Source organism: Mucilaginibacter sabulilitoris (assembly GCF_034262375.1).
Lineage (GTDB): Bacteria > Bacteroidota > Bacteroidia > Sphingobacteriales > Sphingobacteriaceae > Mucilaginibacter > Mucilaginibacter sabulilitoris.
Window position 1 is genome coordinate 2149788 of sequence record NZ_CP139558.1, and the last position, 23825, is coordinate 2173612.

Consider the following 23825-nt stretch of genomic DNA (forward strand, 5'->3'; position numbering starts at 1 on the left):
TCCTGAAGTAATATGAGAAAAATTCTTTTATCGGCCTTTGCCTGTGAACCTGACAAAGGATCAGAACAGGGAAATGGATGGAACTGGGCTAAGGGTTTGGCAGAAAAAGGTTATGTGGTGCATTGTCTTACCAGAAGTGTTAACCGGCCAAGTATCGAAACTCATCCGCCAATCGACAATCTTCATTTCCATTATGTCGCCATGCCGCTGGGAACTGAGGCGCTGTATCTAATGACACAGGCATCCATTTATCTGCATTACATGTTGTGGCAATATCTGGCTTACAAGAAAGGGAAATCCCTACACCGGGCAATGAAATTTGAACTTGCTCACCACGTAACCTGGGGCAGCCTGCAAATGGGGTCGTTTTTATACAGACTCCGGATACCGTTTATATTTGGTCCTGCCGGTGGAGGTCAACAGGCACCGGAAAACTTCAGAAGATACTTCCTTAATCATTGGAATTCTGAACTGAAAAGAGAAAAGGTGAGCAACTGGATGATTAAATATAATCCGGCATGTAAAAAAATGCTTAAAAAAGCAGATGTAGTATTGGTGTCCAATCAGGAAACATTAGCTATGGCCAAAGCTATAGGAGCAAAAAACTGCCAGATTTCATTGGATATGGCTTTACCTGAGAGCTTTTTTCCTGAACAATTTAAACAAAAGAAGACGGTTGATGGTCATCTAAAATTATTATGGGTCGGCAGGTTTATGCCCAGAAAGGGACTTTTACTGGTGTTGGACGTTATGCAGCAACTAAAAGATCTTCCGGAGATTACATTAACAATAGTTGGCTATGGAGAAATGGAGGAGATCATCTCCGCGAAGATAAAAGAGTATGCATTGGAGGATACCGTGAAGATGGTCGGCCATGTACTTTATGAACAAGTAAGGCTATTTTATGATATGCACGATATATTCTTCTTTACCTCACTGAGAGACTCCGGCCCAGCGCAATTACTCGAAGCGCAAGCGTTTGGTATGCCGATCATTACGCTGAATTTGCATGGTCAATCCCAAGTAGTTACAGACCGGACAGGTATCAGGTGCGATGCCAGTTCGCCGGAAATCGCTATTCCGGAGTTGAAAAAAGCCATCATCCATTTACATCATCATCCGCAAATTGTGAGTGAAATGAGTATAGCCGCCAGTGAGTTTGCCCGCAAACAAACCATGTCGGAAAAAATCAGCAACATCGTCAACAGCTACTACCCTGTGTAGTGCGAGGCGAAGGTAACAGATGGCTGCAGAACATTTAATAAGTATTACAGGATTTTCAAACATAAAGTTTTCATCAATTGAGGGTATTAATTTTACATAATGATTTACGGGTATATTGGAAGCGAAGACTTACTTTTTTACGGAGCTTCCTTAAATCCCGTGATATTGACCTTTATGTGATCGAATTGTTCGGCAAAGGCTCGCCTTATGTTTTTGATCCATATGATAACAAAGAGGTCTGGTGGAACTGTTTATTTCCTGATCACAGGGATAATGAACTTTCCAAAGCTATGATTAAAGAGGTTTTGTTTTCCAAATTAGCTGAAATCAATCCAGATGTGATCGTTGCCGGATCAATTGTGTTTTATTCGGGAGCACTTGGTTTGAGGTGGGCCAAAAATAATAACAAGAAATTTATCATGTTTGATGACGCGAAGCCGTCAAATGTCAAACGAAATGCTCTTGTTCAGCAGGTTAAAGATACGATAACGAATCAAATTGATGCACTGTGGCTACCATCTAAGGATTATGAGGAGGAATATGCTGCTTTGTATAGTACAGCTTCCATTCACTTCTTTTATGGCTACAACTGTATTGATAATGACTTATTCAAGTTTAAACAGCAAAAGCGATTTAATAACCGTAAAATAATTTGTGTGGCCAGGCTAGTCCCCATAAAGAATCTTGACAACCTGCTCAAAGCATGGAAAACAGTCGAGGAGAAGAGTGATCTGGATACGCTTGTCATACTTGGAGACGGAACCTTAAATTCACAATTGACCGGTTTACGGGATGAGCTGGGATTGAAAAGGGTGGAGTTTGTCGGTGCTATTCCGAATGACCTTATACCGCAATATCTGTTTGATTCAGATGCCTTTATTTTGCCAAGCTGGTCGGAGAGTTGGGGCCTTGTGGTTAATGAAGCCATGGCTGCCGGATTGCCGGTGCTATTGAGTAATAAAGTAAATGCTGCGGAGACACTGCTAATCGATGGGCTGAACGGCTATAGTTTTCCACCTTCCGATATTCAGGCGATGAGCGAAAAAATTATTCAATTTGTTCAGCTGTCGACGGAACTAAAAGAAAAAATGTCCGCAACCTCTCTTGAAATAATAGACTCGTTAAACTATGAAAACATGGGCAACCAATTGTTATCTACTTTGCTGTTATTGAAGGCGATGCCTGTAAAAAAGAAAAGCTTTATAGCAAACTTCCTGATTAATTTTTGGGATGGCCGCTACAACACTCAGGGATGGGATACTGTTGGCGTTTAATGTAAATCAATAACTAACAACACTAAAACAGATATGAGCTTTGCTCCAATTATACTTTTTACTTATAAACGTGTTGCACCGTTAAAAGCAACCATAGCCGCGTTACAACAAAATTTTTTAGCCCCTGATTCCTTGCTGTATATCTTTTCAGATGGTCCACGTAACGAAAGTGACAAAATGCTCGTTGATGAGGTTCGCGATTATCTCCAGGGGGTTTCTGGTTTTAAGAGCGTGACCATCCGGGAGGCTGCAGAAAATAAAGGACTTGCCCGTTCCATTATTGAAGGGACATCTGAGCTAATTCAACAATTTGGGAAAGTGATAGTACTGGAGGACGACTTGCTGACGACACCAAACTTCCTCGATTTTATGAATAATGCGTTGAATGTTTATGCGGATCATCCCCAAGTTTTTTCCATCTCGGGCTACAGTTTTCATCTGAAACCGAAATCTTCAGGTAATCCTCCCGAAGCCTATTTTTTGAACAGAGGATGGTCATGGGGATGGGCTACTTGGGCAGACCGCTGGGTAAACGTAGACTGGCAAATGAAAGAGTATGATCAGTTTAAAAACGATAATCAGGCAAGGAAGCAATTTGCCAAAGGTGGTTCTGACCTAAACAGTATGCTCGACAAACAGATGACCGGTCAGCTGGACTCCTGGGCTATCCGATGGTTTTTTAATCAGTACAAGCAGAATGGATTAACATTATATCCCCGGCTATCAAAAATCTACAACAATGGTTTTGATCAGTTCGCCACGCATACCAACGGGTCATCATCACGCTACATTCCTTCCTTGGATACCCAACACTTAACGAATTTTATTTTACCGGGATTGCCGGTACTCAATAACCATTACCAAAAACAGTTTCAACGAAAAATGGGTATTGCATCCAGGATAAAATCAAAAATTGAGACACTATTTATACGCTACTTTAAATGAATAATTTAATCAAGGTTTTAAAAAAGTGCAGAGACCTATATTTATCCCGGATACAATGGCGTAAATACAAGATAGGTAAGAATTTTCATGCAGGAAAAGGAGTACGCATATGGGCAAAGAAAACGTTGGTTATCGGCGATAATTTTTATATCGGGCGCTATTCGCAGATTGAATCTGATGTGATGATCGGCAATGACGTTATATTCGGAAATCATGTTGCCATTGTTGGCCGCTATGATCATCATTATCAACAGATTGGTACTGCTATTCGATTTTCCAGCCAAATTAGAGACCAGGACTATAACTGGCGTGGCATGGATTCGGTTACCATTATCGAAGATGAGGTGTGGGTCGGGTTCGGCGCAATTATCATGAGTGGGGTTAGAATTGGCACCGGAAGTATTATTGCCGCAGGTTCGGTGATTACCAAGGATGTAGAACCTTATACCATTACCGGAGGATCTCCGGCAAAGAAGATCAAGGACAGGTTTAATTCCCCTGAAGATACGCAAGCTCATCGCAGAACCTATTTCAATCTGCATTCGCATAACCATCAATCGGATATGCCCGTCTAAATTTTCTTGACACAATCCTGCCCCCTTACCGAAAAGTAAACAGAAAAGCCGCTTTCAGCGGTTTTTTACATTAATGGCTTAATAAAACGACAACACCGTTTTAGAAACACGGAGTATAGCACAACAACAGAAAATCTTTATTTTTATCCAGTTTTATTCAAGTCGTTATGATGCTGCTTCGGAAAATAAATGGTTATCGCCTTAACATTGCCCTTAGAACTCTTCCTCTAATTTCCGGACACGTTTAAAAAAAGTACTCTTTATTCAAACCTAACCTGTTAATACTTGTTAAAGCATCTAATCAAAAAATGATACCACTAAATGTAATCGCCAACGCGGATGACTTTGGGTTCAATTCCTCAGTTAATAAGGCCATTTTATATTGCTTCGAAGAGCGACTAATCAATAGTACATCGCTAATGGTCAATTGTGAAGGTTTCGAAGAAGCCATACAACTTACACTGAGGCACGAAAGCATCATCAATGTAGGTCTGCACACCAATTTAGCGGAAGGCAAGCCGTTGACTAATTTCTCCAATAAAACCTTCCTTACTGAAAATGGCGAATGGAATATTGATCAAACGGGAAAGAAAATCAAATTCCTTGATTCTCAAACGAGAGCATCTTTTCATCGGGAGATAGAAGCTCAAATTAATCGCGCGTTGGAAGCCGGCATCCGGCTTACGCATCTCGATGCACATCTGCATTTGCATACCTTACCTGGCTTTAGCGCGATTTTTTTAGCATTGGCACGGCAGTATCAGCTTAAATTACGGTTGGCTCAATCGTTTAATGAAGGGAATTTTTTTAAGTTTTTTTTCAGAAGGTTTTTAAATAAAAAAATCATCGCCGCCGGCTGCAACTATGCAGACAAATTTCAAACCATAGATTTTTATATTGCAAACCACCAATTACAACCTCAGGATCAGCGTGTGGAAATTATGTTACACCCGGATTTTCTGAGTGGGGACCAGCTGACGGATCACTACCACCCCTCTGATATCACCAACTGGATTTCCTTTTTACAAGGTCGGAAATAGATGACAAGGGTAAATAATCCCCAATGCTGGGAATTATTTTACACGGAGAAAATTAGGTGTTTTGTTTTAATACAGTAATGATTGCAATAAGATCAATTAACGCCTCGTTTTTTAACTATAAAGCTAGGAAAAAATAACCATTACTTAAGTTTTCCTTTTTATGAATTAGGCTTAATAATTGTACAGATGAGTCGTTGCCGAACCTTAATAAGTATCCGGCAAACGTTAATTCAAATTACAAAAGTCGATGCAAAAATTCTCTACCGTGCCACTGTCTGATTATTCAATTCTTAGCTGCCAGCTAGATGAACTTAAATTTGATTCCAAATGCGTAATTAATACGGTTAACCAATATTCTTATGTTATCGCAGAAAAGGACAAGGAATTCAAAGACGCTCTGAGTAACTCAGATATTCTGCTTCCTGATGGTGTTGGTATAGTAGCCGCCGTAAAATTTCTAAATAAACAAGATATAAAAAAAATAGCAGGGGCGGACGTTCATAGCTATTTTTTAAATAAATTAAATGCTGTAAATGGGAGCTGTTTTTATCTGGGATCTTCTGAGGTGACCCTGGCGAAAATAAAAGAGAAAATGAGCCGTGAATTTCCGAACATTCGTGTAGGAACCTATTCACCTCCATTCAAATCTTCATTTTCCAAAGAAGATACAGATAAAATGGTAGAAGTTGTTAATCAATTTAGACCCGATGTGTTGTTTGTCGGTATGACCGCCCCCAAACAGGAGGTTTGGACACACCTTAACAAAGACAGGCTCGAAGTAGGAGCCATTTGCGCTATTGGCGCGGTGTTTGACTTTTACGCGGAAACGATTTCCCGCCCATCTAAATTTTGGATAGACCTGGGTTTGGAATGGTTTATCAGGTTAGTAAAAGAACCCAGACGAATGGCCAAACGTTACGTCGTTTACGGTCCGGCTTTTGTGTGGATGCTGCTCAGATCGAAATTGAATCAATCTTTATTAAAAGGGGCTCAGGCCTAACGCTTTCATTTAATGGGGCATCCCAATCCCGGTGATCTCTTGCCGGACAGTGCGCCCTATAGCTTCACTGGTTGGGATTCAAATTACCTCTAAAAGCTGGAGGATAATACTAACACTCGTCTAATATTTAAATAAATCTAACTTTCTAAATGAAAAAAGTAGCATTGATCACAGGGATAACTGGACAAGATGGTGCCTATCTGACCGAATTATTGCTTTCTAAAGGATATGTGGTGCATGGTATCAAACGCAGGAGCTCACTATTTAACACCGATCGCATAGATCACCTGTACCAGGATCCTCATGATGAGGATCAGCGTTTGATTTTACATTACGGTGACTTGAGCGACAGCACGAACTTAATTCGGATTGTACAACAAGTTCAGCCTGATGAGATCTATAACCTGGGAGCGATGTCCCATGTAAAGGTAAGTTTTGATACACCGGAATATACGGCCAATGCAGATGGCATCGGAACGTTAAGGTTACTGGAAGCCATCAGGATACTGGGACTTACTAAAAAAACTAAAATTTATCAAGCCTCTACATCGGAATTGTACGGTCTTGTTCAAGCCGTTCCTCAATCTGAAACTACTCCTTTTTACCCGCGCTCGCCATATGCTGTAGCTAAGATGTACGCTTACTGGATAACGGTGAATTATCGCGAAGCTTATGGAATTTATGCCTGTAACGGCATCCTTTTCAATCACGAAAGTCCTCTGCGTGGCGAGACTTTTGTAACCCGCAAGATTACACGTGCTGCCTCCAAAATTGCCATGAGTTTACAGGATAAATTATACTTAGGAAATCTTGATGCTCAGCGAGACTGGGGGCATGCGAAGGATTATGTGGAAGCGATGTATCTGATTTTGCAACAGGAAAAACCGGAGGATTACGTAATCGCAACAGGAGTAACCACGAAAGTTCGCGAGTTCGTGCGCATGGCGTTTGCTGAAGTAGGGATTACGATAAGGTTTGAAGGTGAAGGCGTCAATGAAAAAGGCTATGTAGAATATTGTGCTTCTCCGGATTTTCAAATCGAGATTGGCAAAGAAGTTATCGCCATCGATCCTAAATATTTCAGGCCTACAGAAGTGGACCTGCTGATCGGTGATCCCACCAAATCAAATACTAGGCTGGGCTGGAAACCTAAATATGATTTACAAGCATTGGTTAAAGACATGATGGCGGCTGATGTTGAGTCGTTCAGAAAAGAACTTTTGCTGAAGGAAGCCGGTTATTATGTTAAAAATCAATTCGAATAGACATCATGGAAAAAAAATCCAGGATTTATATTGCCGGACACCGCGGAATGGTAGGATCCGCATTGTTTCGTAAACTGACCAATGAAGGCTATGAAAATTTGATTTTCAGAGATTCATCTGCACTAGATTTAAGAGATCACTATCAGGTAAGCCAGTTTTTTTTGGAACAAAAGCCTGACTACGTATTTCTGGCAGCGGCAAAAGTGGGTGGGATTATCGCAAATAATACCTATCGGGCGGAGTTTTTATACGAAAATCTGCAAATACAGAATAACGTGATCCATTCCAGCTATCAGAATGGTGTAAAGAAACTCATGTTTTTAGGTTCCAGTTGTATCTATCCCAAACTGGCACCTCAACCGCTCAAGGAAGAATACTTACTTTCCGGGTATCTGGAACCAACGAATGAGCCCTATGCCATTGCCAAGATTGCCGGCATTAAATTATGTGACGCTTACAGAGATCAATACGGCTGTAATTATATATCAGTAATGCCCACCAATCTTTATGGTTATAACGATAATTATCATCCTGAAAATTCACATGTCTTACCTGCTTTGATCCGCCGCTTTCACGAAGCAAAGCATGCCGGCTTGCCGGAAGTGACCATATGGGGAACGGGTGAACCCAAACGGGAATTTCTATTTGCTGATGATTTGGCTGACGCTTGTTATCATCTGATGCAAAACTATGATGAGAGCGGATTAGTTAACATCGGTACAGGAGAAGATATTACCATAAAAGAGTTGGCATACCTGATAAAAGAGGTGACGGCATATGAAGGACAAATTAATTTTGACCACAGTAAACCAGATGGAACGCCCAGAAAATTAATGGATGTTACCAAGCTCCACAACCAGGGCTGGAAACATGTTGTTGAATTGAAAGATGGCATTGCTATAGCTTATCAGGATTTTAAAAATAAGTATGCTGAACCTGTTCATGAAGATGCTTGATTGACTGGACATATTCTGGTAGAAACGGAGAATGGCAAAGTTCGTCTCAGGTACATAGTTAATAAATCAAACAAGGTCTACATCGAAGGATACAGACCTTGTTTATATTGAAAGTTAGTTAGTTTCTTGATTTGATCGTAGCAACTTGACCATTCAAAACATTTCCGGATATTTTGAGCCCGGTAACACTGGCGCCAGTGGTGCTAAGGATCCTTAAACTTTTGTCCTTAGAAAGTATGGCGTTACCGGTGATCGTAGAATTATTGGTTCCAATTAACCATACGGTTTCTCGCGGTGTCGGCGTTAATGCTATTTGAGGATAAGTGAACTTGTTATTTTTTATCAATAATCGTTGCCCAGTCAAATCCTTTTGTCGGGTAAAAGCCAGAATTGCAAGTCTTGATTGTCCGGTCGAGCTATCGAAAATGAATTTATTGGCTAATACTTCGACCTGGTAATTTCCAGCGTCGCTGTCAATATCTATTCCGCGGTCTCTGGGATTAACAAGCGTATTCGAATCTACAAGCAGCTTGGTTATAAAGTTTCCAAAAACCTGGATACCTTCTGTTGTTCCCTGTATCGAGTTGTGATGGATAGAACTAAACCCGATGGTCGTATCCCCGTCACTCGCCGGGCTTGTGAAATTTGAAATAATCCCGATTGCTTTAAATTGCGAATCGATGATCCGATTATTAGTGATCAGCATATGTCCGGCGCCGCGGGACTCGATGTAGTATAAGCGGGCATCCCGGACTATATTGTCTTTGACAATCGTGTTAGTACCCACAGCAGAAATTCCCATCCCTTCGTGCTGTTGACTGGGGCTTTTCCCTGTACCGGTAATCCGATTACCGGATATGACAGATCCATAGCAGTTACCCCAATCTTCGATACCTATAAAGCCCGCATCAGTAATAATATTCTGTGTAATAATATTCTGATTACAATTTTTTTTTCCATTGCCGTGACCGCTGAGGGCATTGGAATGGGCGTTGATGATCAAGTTGCCTTTGATAAGCCCAGTACTTGAGCCGTTTTCGGCATACTCAATGCCTGCGGTGTATAAAGTATTGAAAAGGATTCGGTTGCCTGAGGAATTTTCGCCGGTTATCCATACACCTTCAGCACCTTTGGGTGCGTAGGCCTGGTTAAGATTAAAGGTGCATTGCTCAATAGTGATGTCTCTGCAATTTTTTAAAACGACCACCGCGTTAGCCCAATTACTCAACTGAAAATCGCCACTACTTTCAAATTTAACATGTGTCAATCTATTTTTTGCTCCATCTTCATACTTCAGAAAAGTATTATTAGTCAATAAGGTTCCGGACATGTTAGTACCATTCTTTAATGTGCCACCCTCAATATCTACACCAGGTGGCACTGCTAAGGTTCTGTTAATAACCAAAGTTCTGGTCAAATGAATTATTTTGGGAGCAGTATTGAGTAGTAACTGAAGGGAGTCCGTATCATCTTTTTGTATCTGAAGCGTCGTGGCTTTCGCATCTGTAAATTGAACAATAACGTACAAAAATAACAATAATGTGGCGGAGTAACTTTTAGTCTGTTTAAAAAAGAGTATCATATAATATGTATGGATAGGAAAACCTATGATAGCGTTAAATTCGTCCATAAATCAATAAAACAAGCCAGTTGGAGAAAATCGGCTGCGCCGGAGCTGCAATAGGATGATTTTCTGATTTCTCGCTAACTATTAAACAACTGCAAAGCAACCATGGAATTGGGTTTGCTAAGAATAATGTAATTACGAGTAATTTATGTCTCATTTATACCGGCATATGAGGAAAAAAATCCACAATGAAAGTGCTAATCATTTTATAAACTTAGTGATAGCAAGAAATAATATTGTTAAATCAAATAGATTATTTCGCATTTCTCCTGTGTAAGTAGCCAGCTACAGCTATCCTTCGCGTTTTGAAATGATTTTGAGTCAGAATAGTTGCGCAATTCTTCAGCCAATGTTTTCGGCAAGGGTTTTGAGTAGCAGAGGAAGTACTAACAATCAGCAATGAGCATAACACAGCAATGAGGCAAGCACAGGAAATAACGCCTCCATCGTACGAAACAATACAGGAAGGACTCCAACCACTTTTTTTTGATAATCTGAATCGCATTTATTGCGCGAAATCTCATTTACTGGAAAGGCTTTCTGAGGTCGTGGAATTTGTCGCTTTTGCAGACTTGAAATTCGCTATGCTAGGAACGCTCGATGAGCTCGAAAATCAGTTGTCCAGAATGGATGAGCTTTACCAGTTGCTGGGCCTTGAATATTCTTTCAGCAGCTGTAGCGGAATCATTTCGGTATTCGAAAACGCTTTTTCGGCGATCGACCTTAAGCACGACAATATGGTGGCTCGCGATTTATCTATATTTTGCTATTTGCTTAAGGTAGAAAGCATTGAATTGGCGTCATTTCAAATGCTGGAAGTTCTATCCGGTCAGTTGAAGGATGATCGAATAAAACAAATATTAGAGGAAAATTTTGAGGAATCAAAAGCCGATAAAGCACTAATGCTGATGATTGCCACTAAATATGTGAGGGACATCGGTATGCGAGTTGATGCGCATTAGCTCGTTCCAAAAGAAATAGCTGGAATAAATTAAAGTATAATTTAAAATTCAATATCTACGATAGAAATATATGACTACATCTACTTATCTTACTCGTATGCTGGTAGCCGGTTTAGGTTGTCTGATCCTTAGCAGCTGCAGCAAAATAGGACTCGCTCCTGTTCCAAATGAAAGTGTGCCTTTATCTCCTGGCCAGGTACACGTTATTCCTAATTATGACGTTAACGATACGGCGCTCACTAACAAAGGCTGGATCAAATCTTTTGAGGATAACTTTAACGGCGATCTGTCGCAATGGCGGGTACTGAATGGAGGCGTCCAAAAGGAATTAGCCTGTTACCAGGCCGCGAATCTCAAAATCTCAGGTGGTTATCTAACCATAAGTGCAAAAAAAGAAACAGTTACTGGCCCTGAAATAGTAGGTGCTGATCCCGTTAAATCCTTTGATTATTCCTCTGGTTGGATAGTTAGCAAAGCACAGATTTCAATTAATGCGACTACTCCGGTGATTAGGATCGTGGCCAGGTTAAAAGTGGCACCAGGCAATGGGCTAACATCGCTTCTTTATAGTTTTGGCGGAAACTGGCCTACCAATGGGGAAATCGATTTTTTAGAAGTGAAAGGTTCCGATAAGGATGAATTGCTATCAGACTATCAGTATGGCCAGGTGCCCTTGCAGGATTTAGTCAAAAATGGCTTGAGCACAACCGTCACAGACGGAGATTTGTCAGCCGCTTTTCACGTTTATGAATTCGAATGGAGTCAAACCTCGATTAGAACGTACATTGACGGCAAATTAGTTGAGACGAAAACTCAAGGAGGTTATATTCCGGCCATGTTCGGTAAAATGCAATCCTTGTCGTTAAGCTTGCCGGTAGGAGGATTGTATTATAATAATTTACAGCCGGCTAATGTTGTGCCAGGTGCAATGGTAGTGGATTATGTGAAAATATTCAGCTCTTCAAAGCCTCTTTAGTCCATGCTACCCCATTTTGGAGTAGTTCGCTTAAGATGAACCATAGGATGAAAAACAGGCCGAAATCCTCTCGCAGTATTTCGGCCCTACATCTACCTATAAAAAACAGCTCTTTTAGAAAGGCGAAAAGGATAATTCAAAAGCAGCGCCATTTTGAAAATATATCTTAAATGGCGATTTAGACGGTGATCAACATAGATTTCGAGGAAAATACTTCCCAATTAAAGGCAATCATTTGCCCCATTCTATTACATGATGGTTTTGCCTTGGCTCAAATAAACATGGCTCATCGTATTCATGCTGAAATAATAGTCAGGCATGATGTATTCCATAGATTAATATAGGGCATCAGACTATTGAATAATTCAGTAGCCATATGTGCTTAGTTCTGCTGGGGCCTGAACTGAACCCTCAACATGAAGTCCACAAGTTATGGGTTGACCAGTTTTTTTGTATTGCAAACATTTAAAATCCATGTTTAAAAATCATTTATAACCGGCTTTCCTTCACTGAACTTCGTCTATATCCATCATAAAGATGTTTGATAAAAGTTTGTTGTTTCTAATAGTTTATTCGGCGCCAACTGAAAGCTGGGTAACCAAGCTCATGGGATAGGCTGTCACGAGATTTGTTTTGAAATCGTAATAGAATACAAAATTTTTACTTTTTGCAATATAAAAAGCTTACGCTCGAAACATGATTAACCTTATCTGCGACAATTTCATATCTATTGCGCGTGTGGGATTCCAAATGCTCAAATATTTAAACCACCCTTGAAAAAGCCCTGAAAAGCGGCTTTGAAAATCGGAAGCAAATAGGATTCGGTAGGGAAGTAGGCAATTCATGATATAGCCCAATTAAAGCGATAGGATGTACGCTGACTCAAACTATGAACAGAATAGGAATTGCATAATGGCTTTCCCCAATCCTTTGTTGTTAGCAGCATTTTGAGTGGCTAATTCCGCTCTCTTTTCCTTTAATACCGAGTCTGGTACCATAAATTTATTTTATTTATATGGTAATCAGGAATGTTATTTGGGTTATCATTGGTTATCGTACTATACCATACATCAACAAAATATCCAACTATGATATAAATGTAGCCACAAATAAATCAAATATGGTTTGGGGCAGAAGCTCAGTTATTTCCAAAAAGGAAAATATATCCAAATTGAAATTTAAATAATACATATACTGCTTGGCTGCACCTTATATTAAAATAATAACCGTAATAAGGAGTAGCAGTGCGATTTGGAACTTAGGTCGGTTTTCGAGTTTTCTGTTGCCATGTCGAGCTTAGTTCAAATGGATCTCTACAAGATAGCAGCAAGACTTTACCAATATACCGCCATTGATGATTGTAGCGGGTTTAAAATTATTGAGCTGTATCCAAGCCGCAACGCCACCAACACATTAAAATTTCTCGAAACTGTCATTGAGCAAATGCCATTTCCGATTCAACGTACCCAGACGGACCGAGGCCTGGAATTCTTTGCCTATTCATTTAAGGTAAGATTAATGGAATATGGTATCAGTTCCAAACCTGTGAAACCACGTTCACCGCACCTCAATGACAAGGCGGAAAGGACGCAAAGAACAGATCTGGATGAGTTTTATTCTACGATAGATATCGAAGATCCGGATCTGCCTAATTTGCTTTCACAATGGCAATTCCACTATAATTGGTTTAGATGTTATAGTTCACTTAATGGTAAAACACCAATGGATATGGTTACCTCAATGTCGCTAAAACGCCGTTATCAGAAGAAGTCGAAGCAATGTATGACCCCAACAAAGACAGAATAAAAGTGCAAAATTATTGGTTGACTGTCAGTAAATAAGTGAAACGATGTCTCTAAATCTCACACCTAAGGATATTTACGTAGTTATTAATTAGGTTCTGTGCATGAAATACCTTCATGATATTATCAAGCTTTAGCTTTCAAGATCTTCATTAATTCACTATTTAGATATAATTTTTCTTTTCCAACATATTCACTTATTAAAAAACCAGCCTTTTCTAAATCGTTTAGATAATTACCGACTGTTTTCAGGTTTCCTATTCCTGCAGCTATTAAGAATGATCTTTTTGTATATGGCAATTTAAACAACACCTCCATCAAATCTTTAGAATAAATTTTAGGCAGTTGCTTTTGTATCGCGGCGCCCATTTCAGACATTAGTCTTTCAATTTGGGAAATTTGTTCCCGACCCTTTATAGCCGTACTTTCCACCATAGCAAGTATATAAATTATCCAAGTCTCCCAATCCGCTTTCTCTGTAACTAGACGCAGGCCCGTATAGTATTCGGATTTGTGCTTAATGATATAATCGCTCATATACAGCGCTGGAAGCTTAAGCAGACTTGTTAATTTTAAATACAGTAATAAGATAATACGGCCAGTTCTGCCGTTACCGTCAATGAAGGGATGAATAGCTTCAAACTGGTAATGAATGAGTGCCAGTTTAATCAACGGATCTATTTGATCATCCGCATGTATAAAATCCTCTAAGGCCTTGAGCTTATCTCTTATAATATTTTCACCTTCAGGCGGTGTATAAACCACCTTCCCGGTTGTTGGATTTGTTAATTTTGTCCCGGGTGTATTTCTTATGCCAGACGTATTTTCCTTTATTATCTGCATTATAGAGATAAAAAGGTTGGTATTAAGCACTGGGCGATACTGTAACTGTTCAAAGCCGTGCCATAAAGCATCCTTATAGTGAATAACCTCTTTGGTTGCATGGTCTTCAATTTTTTTATCAGAGATAGATGCTTTAAATAACTCGTCTTGCGTAGTTATAATATTCTCAATGGCAGAGCTTGCCTGTGCTTCTTGCAGATTGATCGTATCTACAAATAAGGTTGGATTTGGCAGGTTGGTTACAGCTCCCTTCAGCTCGGCTAGCGCCCTACTTGCTTTAATGGTCTTTTTCAGAATATTTACTGTTTCAATTTCCTGTTTTGGCGGTAATGGTGGTAAATCATTAAAGGGTTTTTCAGGATCGTATACCATAATTGTCGAAAGTAAGTTTTACACTCGTGTATATTTCAAGAGTAAATATAGGTATTTTTTACTCTTGTTTAATTTTCGAGCGTAAAATTTACCCTCATTGTGGATTACCTTTAAAAACCCTAAAGCCCAACTTTTATAAAAAAACATGCTGACATAACCTTTGGCACAAGTCATATAGACAGCAATGGAAATATTTCGGGGCAAAGAATTTACTGTAAACCCGTAGTAAAGACTTTGGCTTTAAGAATAAAGTCAATAAAACGAACATTAAGCCGATTAAAAATGAATATTGGCTCAAAAATTAGTTAAATTTGAGCCGAATAATTAACCTAATCGGCTCATTATGTACAATTGGCAACTTTTAGAATGGCCTAACTTTGTTTATGAAGTAAAGGAAATCCAACCGTTAATCTTGGCATTTGCGCAGGAAACAGGAGAGGTAAGCGGTGTGATTCAAGGACTACCTGACGACTTAAAGCAAGAAACTCTCCTTCAGCTCATGTTGTCTGAAGCGGTTAAAACCTCTGAAATTGAGGGCGAGTATATCAGCCGTGAGGATGTAATGTCATCTATTAGAAATAATCTCGGCCTGAATGAAACGCTCATTAACGTAAAGGATCAACGGGCGGGAGGGGTGACTCAATTACTACTAGATGTACGGAAATCGTTTGATCGGCCGCTAAGTTTGGGTATGCTCCAAGCTTGGCACGAAATGTTGATGACCGGCGCACGTAACATTAATCCTGGCGAATGGAGAATAGGGGTCGAGCCTATGCAGATAGTTTCAGGTGCGTACGGCCGAGAGATCATACATTATGAAGCACCACCATCTTCCGATGTTCCTAAAGAAATGGAGAGGTTTGTTCAATGGTACAATAAAGCTACTTTTCCACTGAAAGGGGAAGTTGCCGAAGCGGTACTCAAGTCGGCTGTGGCGCATCTGTATTTTGAATCTATACATCCTTTTGAAGATGGTAATGGTCGTATAGGACGCGCTATCTCAGAGAAAGCGTTGTCACAATCTATCGGACGACCTGTTATGCTCAGCCTTTCTAAAATCATTGAACACGATAAAGCGACCTATTACGCCGCCTTAAAGGAAGCACAGCGGTCATTGGATATCACCGCTTGGATTAATTATTTCGCTTCTGTAATTCTGGAAGCCCAACGTGATGCAAAGGCCATGGTGCAGTTTACGTTGAGGAAATCTCAATTTTTCGACCGATATAAGCATCAGCTTAATGAGCGACAATTGAAAGCTGTCAATAAGATCCTCGAAAAAGGCGCCGATGGCTTCGAAGGAGGGATGACAGCTAAGAAATATATTGGCATTACTAAAACCTCTAAAGCTACCGCTACTCGTGACCTGCAAGAGCTCCAAGCCATGGGCGTTTTAGTTCAGGAGGGGGCGGGAAGGTCAATACGATATCAGTTGAATTTAGTTTAGGTTTTAGGAATAGGCTTTCTTATTACAAGCGTTGAGGTGGGGGTAACACTTTGTATGGAGGAATAGGGAACTGTTGTAGTGGCGAAAAGTCACCTTTAAATACATCCAATTCAAATAAGTCGCCGTTATCATCGACATTAATAGCAAAGCTAACTGGAACTTCGTCTATATCCAATATTGAGATGTTAGCTATTCCTTTGTGGAATTTCCGCATTTTTCCGTCATTGTATAAGAACTTAAGACTCCCCATGCCCCCATCATCCATTTCTTGGACAGTACTTTTAGATATATCTTGGGTATAATCCTTATTAAGAGAGTTATCTCTTAGCATAAATACAATTAGATCTTGTTCTTCTTTTTTTAGATTTCTCATATAATTTATTTAGGAATAGTAATTCTTCCAACGTTAATTACACCATTTCGCAATTTCATCGCTTTGCAGGTAACCTCAACTCCATTAACGGTTATTGTGTCCTAATGGTTAACTTTCCAGTAGTCATTTGACTAACCACGGTTGGCAAATCATTTTTTTATGGCCGTTTGAACTGCTTTTATTTCAGATGGAATCAAACCCGCTTATTAAAGATATCTAATAGCATGCGAAATTTTGATTAGTTACGTTGCACGTTGTCATTAGCTATCTAAATTTGAATACTGCATATGACGCCCAATGCACTGTACTCTTTTACTATTTCCGTTGCCAACGTTAAATCACTAAACCGCAAGTTCCTGGCAAACTGGTAAGCGATATTACCGTTATAGTATTTGGTTGCCCCGGTATTGTAACGCAGTTCCTCGGCAAAAAGCGGCGAACTGTTCGTCTTCAGCCAGCCGCGTTCATTGTAGGCGTAAGTGATATCCTGCCGAAAGTTTACGCTATCCGTGCTGTGCAGGTGCTTTTTCCACAACTGGCCAGTCTCGTTATAATCCATTTGAGATATCAGCGTGCGGGTGTCTGCTGTCTGACCGCCATTAGTAATCTGCTCCCAGGTTTTTACCTTCCTGCCCATATGGTCATAGATATACTGATTATCTACTGTCACTGCCGGTGTCGCAGTATTAGCTGATGTCCAGTGCTTACGCTGTGTTCTGGTGATCTGGTCGTTGAGGTTATACTTTATGGTTTCTACGTCGTAGTTTGCTGTATTCAGGGCGCCCCCCAGATAATGACGCTCGGTCGTTTGTCCCCGTCTGCCTTTGATAGTGCTATTCTATTTCTAAATCGCAAAATTAGAGACGGTTAACAAATATACAAAATAACAGGCATCTAAATTTGCACATTTAATAAAAGGATTATAAGTACTGCTGTATAACGTTAATAATAATAGAACAATATTGCGCTCCTTTTAAATGTGCATAAAATTATTTTTGGTGCTAAGGATTTTAGTTTAAACTTGTCAAAATTTGACAAGTAATGGCAAACCAGTTCGGCACCAGGATCAGGCAGCTCCGCGAAGACGGCAGGCTCTTACAAAAGCAGGTAGCTGACCGGCTACATATAGACTCACCGATGTTAAGTAAGATCGAAAGCGGCGATCGCAAAGCTAAAAAAGAACAGGTTAATCAGTTCGCTTTGGCATTGCAAGCAGACAGTGAAGAATTGCTGACCCTATGGCTGGCGGATCATTTGCTGGACGTGGTGGCCGGAGAGCAACTGGGCCTTAAAGCAATCACGCTAGCGGGTGCCCAAATTAAAAATCATTTAAAAGATAATTTAACACTGGCAAATGGCTTATAATGTTACCCATACTAAAGAAGAATGCCGTTTGCAGTTGCAACAGCTGGTGGAAGCGTTTGTTGCCCAGTATGATGCATATAGTAAAAATACCTATAACGAGGCGCAGTTGCGCGTGGATTTTATCAGCCCACTACTGAAGACATTCGGCTGGGATATCGATAACGAATCTGCCCAAACGCAGTTCATGCGTGATGTCATCCAAGAGGAGGCCATAGAGGTTGTCGAAGCTGATATCTTAGCCAAAAAAAATCCGGACTATACGTTGCGTGTACAAGGTACCAGGAAAGTTTTCGTGGAAGCTAAAAAAGTAGCAGTAGATATTGAGCATTCTGCCGGGTCGGCTTTCCAGGCACGCCGTTATGGTTGGAGTGCGAACTTAGGGGTTACGATTTTAACGAATTTTGATAGGCTGGTAGTTTATGACTGCCGCTACCAGCCCAATAGCACGGATCAACCTTCTGTTGCGCGATATCGCATTTTTCGGCATACAGACTTTCTGGCAAACCTTGATGTTCTTTACGACCTGCTTTCCTATTCTTCGATATCAGCGGGCTTTTTGGATGAATATTTTTCACTGAGTGTACCAGAACTTACCACTTTTGATGAGGTGTTCTTGGGTCAAATAGAAAAATGGCGCCTACAGCTGGCGGGAAACATCATCACCAGTAACCCTGGACTGGATGAGGAAACGGTTAATATCCTGGTGCAGCGTTTGCTGAACCGGATCGTATTCCTGCGTATTTGCGAAGACCGCGATATTGAAAAATACGAGACCTTGAAAAAGGTAAAAAACTATGACGAACTGAAAGTGGTTTTCTTGAGTTCTGATCAAAAATATAATTCCGGCCTGTTCGATTTCATCGACGATCAGCTCTCTTTGCGGATCAATCTGGATGCAGCTATCCTGGTGGGGATTTTTAACGAACTCTATTACCCGGAAAGTCCTTATGATTTCTCCGTGGTGGATCCAGCCATACTTGGACAGATATATGAACGCTACTTAGGTAGTCGAATTTCGGTTACCGCGCCAGGTCAGATCACACTGGTAGAAGAACCAGAAGTAGCGGCATCCAGCGGCGTAGTGCCGACACCTAAACTGGTGGTGCGACAATTGATCCGTGAAACACTAGAGCCCTTGTTTAAAGGCAAAACATTGGCCGAAATAGAGCACCTGAAGATCGCGGACATCTGCTGCGGCTCGGGTACCTTCCTAGTTGCGCTTTACGATTACTTGCTAGAAAAGATCACGCTGGCCTTGATTGCCACGGGCGACCCTGACCATGAACTTTTGGCTTTGGACAAAACAGGCTCATATAGCCTGACTTTAAAAGGGCGACACGCGGTACTTCTTAACCATATTTACGGGGTGGATATTAATCCCTACGCGGTTGAAGTAACCAAGTTTAGCCTATTCCTTAAATTATTAGAGCAGGAGGATTCAGGATCGGTGAATCACTTTTTAGCTCATCATGGTAAAAAGGTGTTACCTTCACTGGACGGCCATATCAAAACCGGTAACTCGCTGGTAGATGATAGCTATTTTACTTTCGACCTAACCGCCATTAACAATGATGACCTGCTATATAAGGTCAAGCCTTTTAACTGGTCGACGGAGTTTCCTTTCTTAGCTGGATCAGGCGGCTTCGACGCGATCATTGGCAACCCACCTTATGTCCGTATCCAGCATATGGTGAAGTACCTGGCGGAAGAAATCAAATTCTACCAGCACGCTGTGGCGGGCTATACGGTGGCCCAGTCGGATACTTTTGATAAATACTATTTGTTTATCCAGCGGGCCGTACAACTGCTGTTGCCTTCCGGCCGATTAGGTTATATTGTGCCCAATAAATTCTTTATCGTAAAAGGCGGCCGAGCGCTACGCCGTTTTATAACAAGCAACAGCGAACTGGCTAAGATCATCCACTTTGGGGTAACGCAGGTTTTCCCGCAGCGCAGCACTTATACCGCGATCGTTGTTTTGGGGCCGACCGGCAATGATCAGTTTGAATTTAAGCGGATCAAACACCTGGCGAAGGAATTATACTCTGGCCGCACCACTTATAAAACTTATGAAAAAGGAAATTTTGGGGAAGAACCCTGGATTTTCTTGGCGGAGGAAACCCAGGAGGTCTTTAATAAACTATATGCGGCCGGCACCGTTCCACTGAACAGCGTGGCGGAGATTACCGTGGGACTACAAACCAGCGCCGACAAGATCTATATTTTCCAACCAATTGCAGAAACAGCGGCAACCTACAGCTTCCATAAAGGCGGCGTTACTTATGAAGTAGAAAAGGCGATCTGTAAATCCTGTCTTTACGACTTGAGTTTTGGGCTGTTTGACATTGTACAGGGTAATGCCCAGATGATCTTTCCCTATATAATTGCGGACAAGGCGGAAGTATTCAACGAAGCTTATTTCGAAGCCAATTACCCGCTGGCTTGGACTTACCTTTTCCTGCATAAAGCGGCATTGGAAAAAAGAAGCATCAACGGTTCTAAAGAGCCGAAGTGGTACCAGTTCGGACGTTCACAAAGCCTTACCAAGTTTCATGCGAACAATAAGCTGATCTGGCCAGTATTATCAAAAGAAGCCAGTTATGTGTTTGACGAGGCGAACATCCAGTTCACCGGTGGCGGCAACGGTCCTTACTATTCCCTACTGAGCAGCACAGGTTATTCGCCATTATATTTCATGGCAATACTGGCTCATCCTTTATTCGAAGGCATGATCAAGTCGGGTGCTAGTGAATTCCGAGGCGCTTATTATTCGCATGGTAAGCAGTTTATGGAGCGCTTACCTATTCGTGCAATAAATTTCGCAGATGCGGCGGAACTCAAACTGCATGACGACGTGATAGCGACAGTCAAGCAAGTGATTAGCACGAAAAAGAGTTATCAAGATATGCAGAACCCAGCCAGGAAAGTAGTGCTGCGGCGAAAACTGGAGTTTTTAGAAACAGGCCTGCTGGAACAGGTGAATCAATTATACGGAATCACAGTATCTGATATCAACACAGCGCTTAGTGACCAGATTTTTATAACAGATTTTGAAGAATAACGCGATGGAACCCATCATAGTAGAAGAAAATATTGATTCCCGTAAGCTGCGCGGCGGTTATTATACACCCCAGCCGATCGCTGATTTTATTTGTAAATGGGCGATCACGGAACCGGCTGTGCGTGTTTTGGAGCCCAGCTGTGGGGACGGCAATTTCGTTGAGGCCGTTATCCAAAGGCTATTGGAGATTGGTGTACCGAAAAATGAATTGTTTGGGCGGATTAAGGGAGTAGAATTATTAGCCGTGGAAGCGCAAAAGTCTAAGGCACGTGCCGCTAATTATGGACTGAATTCAACAACGATCACCAATGCAGATTTCTTTAGCTTTTTGGCAGCCAACCCGGCCGAACGGTTTGACGTGGTGGTGGGTAACCCGCCCTTTATTCGTTACCAGAATTTTCCTGAAGAACACCGCAGCCTGGCTATATACATGATGCAGGAAATGGGCCTGAATCCAAATAAACTGACAAATATCTGGGTACCGTTCCTGGTTCTGTCGGCAGGTCGTTTAAATCCTGGTGGGAAATTAGGCATGGTGATCCCGGCTGAGCTTTTCCAAGTGAAATACGCGGCTGAGACGCGTGTTTTCTTGTCTCGCTTCTTTGAAAGAGTAACCATTGTGACTTTTAAGAAATTGGTGTTCAAAGATATTCAACAAGAGGTGGTACTGTTACTTTGCGAAAAAGAAGTGGCGGGTGATAACGGTATACGTGTGGTTGAGGTTACTTCGCTGGAAGAACTGGAAACCCTGGATATAGAGGCAGTTCAAAATGGCGACGTTAAAATACTGGAACATAATACGGAGAAATGGACAAAATACTTTTTAGACGAAGCGGAGATCCACTTGCTGCGGCGGTTCAAAACTGATCCGCGCATCCAGCTGGCGGGTGAATTAATGATTACAAACGTAGGCCTGGTGACAGGGATCAACGAATTCTTTATGATCACGCAGCAAACCGCCGAACAATGGGGTATCCTGCCTTATACTAAAAGAGTGGTCAGCCGTTCGGCGCATTTTCGCGGCATTAAATTTACGGAACAGGATTTCTTGGAAAATGCGGCCGCGGAAATAGATAGCTTTTTATTCCTGCCGCCGGATGAAGATTTCGATAAATTGCCACCAACCTGCCAGGCTTATATCCGTTTCGGAGAATCTAAGAATTATCATAAAGGTTATAAATGCAAAATCAGGAAACGCTGGTATATTACACCCTCGGTTTATGAACCAGGAGGTTTTGCCTTGAGGCAGGTAGGGGATTATCCTAAGCTGATCGTTAATGAGACTAATGCCTCTTCCACAGATACGATCCACCGCGTGCGTTTCCAGCCGAAAGTTGATCCTAAAAAAGTCGCCCTTTCATTTTTGAACTCCCTTACTTTCGCTTTCTCTGAGATCACGGGGCGAAGTTATGGTGGCGGTGTCCTTACCTTTGAGCCAACGGAGATCGGGGAAATTCCATTACCGCTATTAGTGCATGACCGTGTTGATTTTGAAAAGGTAGACGGCTTGATCCGAGAACGACGTATTGAAGAGGTTATGGATTTAATAGATAGGGAATTATTGATCAAGCAATTGAAATTCACTGCTGCAGAAGTAAAACAGTTCCGCAGCATCTGGAAAAAGCTTTCCGGCCGTAGGCTGAACAGGAAATAAATATTATTTAGCGGGCTGAGAAGTTTTGTAATTATTTATTTAGGTATTTAACTTATATGGTTATTATTTTTATTCAAATTGTTCCTCAACAACATGTCAATCCCGGATTATCGACGCGAAAGATTTAGTTAATTCATGAATTTTTTTAATTTTGGTCAATAATATATATTGTTTTAATATTAACAATATTTAATTTAATATTTCTTTTTAGTCAAGAGCTTCATTTGCTTTGCATTTTTATAAACTATGAGTAAAAAATTATTTTTCCTTTCAACAATATCTTTTTCACTATTTCTTATATTTTCTGGCTGTAAAAAAGGAAAAGATATTTCAAAGGAATCACCGAAAGCCGATTTTCTTTTTCGCAATATAAATTCGGAAAGCTTTAAAGTTGGAACCAATGATACGTTGGTATTGGCTAATGCTTCAAAAGGTTTCAATGCTGTACGTTGGAACCTCGGGAATGGAACAATCGCAACAGGCAAAAATGTTTTATGCAGCTTCTCGAAACCAGGAACATACACTGTTACTTTAACCGTAAAGTCTGAAAATGGAGATTCCTCTGCAATTCAAAAGAAGATCGTCGTTGCTGATAGAATCCTGAAAAAGATCATTATCAAGTCAGTTTTTTGGGACACAAAATCTGATGATATCGACAACTTCAATTATTTATGGCCGGCAGACAACAAGGCAGACCTTAATATTAAACTTCAAAGTTATACACAAGGAGATGTCATACAGCATGGTATACTGATAAATTCCCCCGTGCTTTACGCAAGTAGTCCAATTAAAAATGTATCAAATAAAACTGAGATACCTTTAGAAATTTCTGTCGCAAAAAGGGTCGTGCTGGATAAGAAGATGATCATGGACAGAAGTCTTGTTCTTTCATTAATTGCCAAAGATACGGCCGGAAAGGAATATGATATTATGTCAAATCGCGACTTTGGTAGTTCATGGCAAATTGAGAGGGAAGATATTGATAACAATATCTTTGTTGTTTCATGCAAACTTTTTAGCGTTATTGAACTTATCGGCGGTTATGATGAATAATATGTAAAATA

At 40.9% G+C, this 23825-nt stretch carries 20 protein-coding genes; 16 read left to right on the forward strand and 4 right to left on the reverse strand.

All coding sequences use genetic code 11. The features are described 5' to 3' along the window. Nucleotides 1-12: 12 nt before the first annotated feature. From SNE25_RS09185 to SNE25_RS09220, 8 genes are all read left to right on the forward strand, one after another. Nucleotides 13-1224, forward strand: a complete 1212-nt coding sequence (locus SNE25_RS09185) for a glycosyltransferase family 4 protein (protein WP_321564796.1) — start codon at nucleotides 13-15, stop codon at nucleotides 1222-1224. 290 nt (nucleotides 1225-1514) lie between these two features. Then, the gene (locus SNE25_RS09190; protein WP_321564797.1) at nucleotides 1515-2498 is read left to right on the forward strand and encodes a glycosyltransferase; all 984 of its coding nucleotides are present in this window, start codon (nucleotides 1515-1517) and stop codon (nucleotides 2496-2498) included. 33 nt (nucleotides 2499-2531) lie between these two features. After that, nucleotides 2532-3443, forward strand: a complete 912-nt coding sequence (locus tag SNE25_RS09195; RefSeq protein WP_321564798.1) for a glycosyltransferase family protein — start codon at nucleotides 2532-2534, stop codon at nucleotides 3441-3443. Beyond that, on the forward strand, nucleotides 3440-4018 hold the full coding sequence (locus tag SNE25_RS09200; protein WP_321564799.1) for an acyltransferase: 579 nt from the start codon (nucleotides 3440-3442) through the stop codon (nucleotides 4016-4018). The genes SNE25_RS09195 and SNE25_RS09200 overlap by 4 nt, the downstream gene beginning before the upstream one ends. Nucleotides 4019-4326: 308 nt before the next feature. Further along, nucleotides 4327-5058 (forward strand): carbohydrate deacetylase, encoded by a 732-nt coding sequence (locus tag SNE25_RS09205; protein WP_321564800.1) that lies wholly within the window; start codon nucleotides 4327-4329, stop codon nucleotides 5056-5058. Nucleotides 5059-5305: 247 nt separating this feature from the next. Beyond that, a complete protein-coding gene (locus tag SNE25_RS09210) occupies nucleotides 5306-6058 on the forward strand; it encodes a WecB/TagA/CpsF family glycosyltransferase (RefSeq protein ID WP_321564801.1) in 753 nt (250 codons plus the stop codon). 149 nt (nucleotides 6059-6207) lie between these two features. Further along, the gene (gene gmd / locus SNE25_RS09215) at nucleotides 6208-7323 is read left to right on the forward strand and encodes a GDP-mannose 4,6-dehydratase (RefSeq protein ID WP_321564802.1); all 1116 of its coding nucleotides are present in this window, start codon (nucleotides 6208-6210) and stop codon (nucleotides 7321-7323) included. Between the two features lie 5 nt (nucleotides 7324-7328). Then, complete coding sequence (locus SNE25_RS09220; protein WP_321564803.1) at nucleotides 7329-8279, forward strand: GDP-L-fucose synthase family protein; 951 nt, start codon at nucleotides 7329-7331, stop codon at nucleotides 8277-8279. 118 nt (nucleotides 8280-8397) lie between these two features. Here the strand turns inward: SNE25_RS09220 and SNE25_RS09225 are convergent, their stop codons facing one another. Then, on the reverse strand, nucleotides 8398-9696 hold the full coding sequence (locus SNE25_RS09225) for a right-handed parallel beta-helix repeat-containing protein (protein ID WP_321564804.1): 1299 nt from the start codon (nucleotides 9694-9696) through the stop codon (nucleotides 8398-8400). 626 nt (nucleotides 9697-10322) lie between these two features. On the opposite strand from SNE25_RS09225, the gene SNE25_RS09230 reads away from it, so the two are divergent. From SNE25_RS09230 to SNE25_RS09240, 3 genes are all read left to right on the forward strand, one after another. Further along, nucleotides 10323-10868, forward strand: a complete 546-nt coding sequence (locus tag SNE25_RS09230; RefSeq protein WP_321564805.1) for a DUF892 family protein — start codon at nucleotides 10323-10325, stop codon at nucleotides 10866-10868. Nucleotides 10869-10938: 70 nt separating this feature from the next. Beyond that, nucleotides 10939-11844 carry a glycoside hydrolase family 16 protein gene (locus SNE25_RS09235; RefSeq protein ID WP_321564806.1) on the forward strand — a complete coding sequence of 302 codons (906 nt, stop codon included), beginning with the start codon at nucleotides 10939-10941 and terminating at the stop codon, nucleotides 11842-11844. Nucleotides 11845-13149: 1305 nt separating this feature from the next. After that, on the forward strand, nucleotides 13150-13650 hold the full coding sequence (locus SNE25_RS09240) for a DDE-type integrase/transposase/recombinase (RefSeq protein WP_321564807.1): 501 nt from the start codon (nucleotides 13150-13152) through the stop codon (nucleotides 13648-13650). 122 nt (nucleotides 13651-13772) lie between these two features. Here SNE25_RS09240 and SNE25_RS09245 read toward each other — a convergent pair whose 3' ends face one another. Beyond that, a complete protein-coding gene (locus SNE25_RS09245) occupies nucleotides 13773-14861 on the reverse strand; it encodes a Fic family protein (RefSeq protein WP_321564808.1) in 1089 nt (362 codons plus the stop codon). 343 nt (nucleotides 14862-15204) lie between these two features. Here SNE25_RS09245 and SNE25_RS09250 point away from each other — a divergent pair, with 343 nt between their 5' ends. Further along, nucleotides 15205-16308 (forward strand): Fic family protein, encoded by a 1104-nt coding sequence (locus SNE25_RS09250; RefSeq protein ID WP_321564809.1) that lies wholly within the window; start codon nucleotides 15205-15207, stop codon nucleotides 16306-16308. Nucleotides 16309-16330: 22 nt separating this feature from the next. Here the strand turns inward: SNE25_RS09250 and SNE25_RS09255 are convergent, their stop codons facing one another. After that, complete coding sequence (locus SNE25_RS09255) at nucleotides 16331-16681, reverse strand: DUF6984 family protein (protein WP_321564810.1); 351 nt, start codon at nucleotides 16679-16681, stop codon at nucleotides 16331-16333. Nucleotides 16682-16949: 268 nt separating this feature from the next. Continuing rightward, nucleotides 16950-17351, reverse strand: a complete 402-nt coding sequence (locus tag SNE25_RS09260; RefSeq protein ID WP_321564811.1) for a hypothetical protein — start codon at nucleotides 17349-17351, stop codon at nucleotides 16950-16952. A gap of 371 nt (nucleotides 17352-17722) precedes the next feature. Between SNE25_RS09260 and SNE25_RS09265 the strand changes: the two genes are divergently transcribed. From SNE25_RS09265 to SNE25_RS09280, 4 genes are all read left to right on the forward strand, one after another. Continuing rightward, nucleotides 17723-18046, forward strand: a complete 324-nt coding sequence (locus SNE25_RS09265; RefSeq protein ID WP_321564812.1) for a helix-turn-helix domain-containing protein — start codon at nucleotides 17723-17725, stop codon at nucleotides 18044-18046. After that, nucleotides 18036-21107, forward strand: coding sequence for an Eco57I restriction-modification methylase domain-containing protein (locus SNE25_RS09270; RefSeq protein ID WP_321564813.1), 3072 nt, complete (start codon nucleotides 18036-18038; stop codon nucleotides 21105-21107). The genes SNE25_RS09265 and SNE25_RS09270 overlap by 11 nt, the downstream gene beginning before the upstream one ends. Before the next feature lie 4 nt (nucleotides 21108-21111). Continuing rightward, nucleotides 21112-22761, forward strand: a complete 1650-nt coding sequence (locus SNE25_RS09275) for a class I SAM-dependent methyltransferase (RefSeq protein ID WP_321564814.1) — start codon at nucleotides 21112-21114, stop codon at nucleotides 22759-22761. Nucleotides 22762-23007: 246 nt separating this feature from the next. Continuing rightward, nucleotides 23008-23814, forward strand: a complete 807-nt coding sequence (locus SNE25_RS09280) for a PKD domain-containing protein (protein WP_321564815.1) — start codon at nucleotides 23008-23010, stop codon at nucleotides 23812-23814. Nucleotides 23815-23825 lie beyond the last annotated feature (11 nt).

Excerpts from the sequence above, each read along its gene's own strand:
- SNE25_RS09185 (WP_321564796.1), top strand. The coding sequence starts at position 13 with ATGAGAAAAATTCTTTTATCGGCCTTTGCCTGTGAACCTGACAAAGGA.
- SNE25_RS09190 (WP_321564797.1), top strand. The coding sequence starts at position 1,515 with ATGATTAAAGAGGTTTTGTTTTCCAAATTAGCTGAAATCAATCCAGAT.
- SNE25_RS09195 (WP_321564798.1), top strand. The coding sequence starts at position 2,532 with ATGAGCTTTGCTCCAATTATACTTTTTACTTATAAACGTGTTGCACCG.
- SNE25_RS09200 (WP_321564799.1), top strand. The coding sequence starts at position 3,440 with ATGAATAATTTAATCAAGGTTTTAAAAAAGTGCAGAGACCTATATTTA.
- SNE25_RS09205 (WP_321564800.1), top strand. The coding sequence starts at position 4,327 with ATGATACCACTAAATGTAATCGCCAACGCGGATGACTTTGGGTTCAAT.
- SNE25_RS09210 (WP_321564801.1), top strand. The coding sequence starts at position 5,306 with ATGCAAAAATTCTCTACCGTGCCACTGTCTGATTATTCAATTCTTAGC.
- gmd (WP_321564802.1), top strand. The coding sequence starts at position 6,208 with ATGAAAAAAGTAGCATTGATCACAGGGATAACTGGACAAGATGGTGCC.
- SNE25_RS09220 (WP_321564803.1), top strand. The coding sequence starts at position 7,329 with ATGGAAAAAAAATCCAGGATTTATATTGCCGGACACCGCGGAATGGTA.
- SNE25_RS09230 (WP_321564805.1), top strand. The coding sequence starts at position 10,323 with ATGAGGCAAGCACAGGAAATAACGCCTCCATCGTACGAAACAATACAG.
- SNE25_RS09235 (WP_321564806.1), top strand. The coding sequence starts at position 10,939 with ATGACTACATCTACTTATCTTACTCGTATGCTGGTAGCCGGTTTAGGT.
- SNE25_RS09240 (WP_321564807.1), top strand. The coding sequence starts at position 13,150 with ATGGATCTCTACAAGATAGCAGCAAGACTTTACCAATATACCGCCATT.
- SNE25_RS09245 (WP_321564808.1), bottom strand. The coding sequence starts at position 14,861 with ATGGTATACGATCCTGAAAAACCCTTTAATGATTTACCACCATTACCG.
- SNE25_RS09250 (WP_321564809.1), top strand. The coding sequence starts at position 15,205 with ATGTACAATTGGCAACTTTTAGAATGGCCTAACTTTGTTTATGAAGTA.
- SNE25_RS09255 (WP_321564810.1), bottom strand. The coding sequence starts at position 16,681 with ATGAGAAATCTAAAAAAAGAAGAACAAGATCTAATTGTATTTATGCTA.
- SNE25_RS09265 (WP_321564812.1), top strand. The coding sequence starts at position 17,723 with ATGGCAAACCAGTTCGGCACCAGGATCAGGCAGCTCCGCGAAGACGGC.
- SNE25_RS09270 (WP_321564813.1), top strand. The coding sequence starts at position 18,036 with ATGGCTTATAATGTTACCCATACTAAAGAAGAATGCCGTTTGCAGTTG.
- SNE25_RS09275 (WP_321564814.1), top strand. The coding sequence starts at position 21,112 with ATGGAACCCATCATAGTAGAAGAAAATATTGATTCCCGTAAGCTGCGC.
- SNE25_RS09280 (WP_321564815.1), top strand. The coding sequence starts at position 23,008 with ATGAGTAAAAAATTATTTTTCCTTTCAACAATATCTTTTTCACTATTT.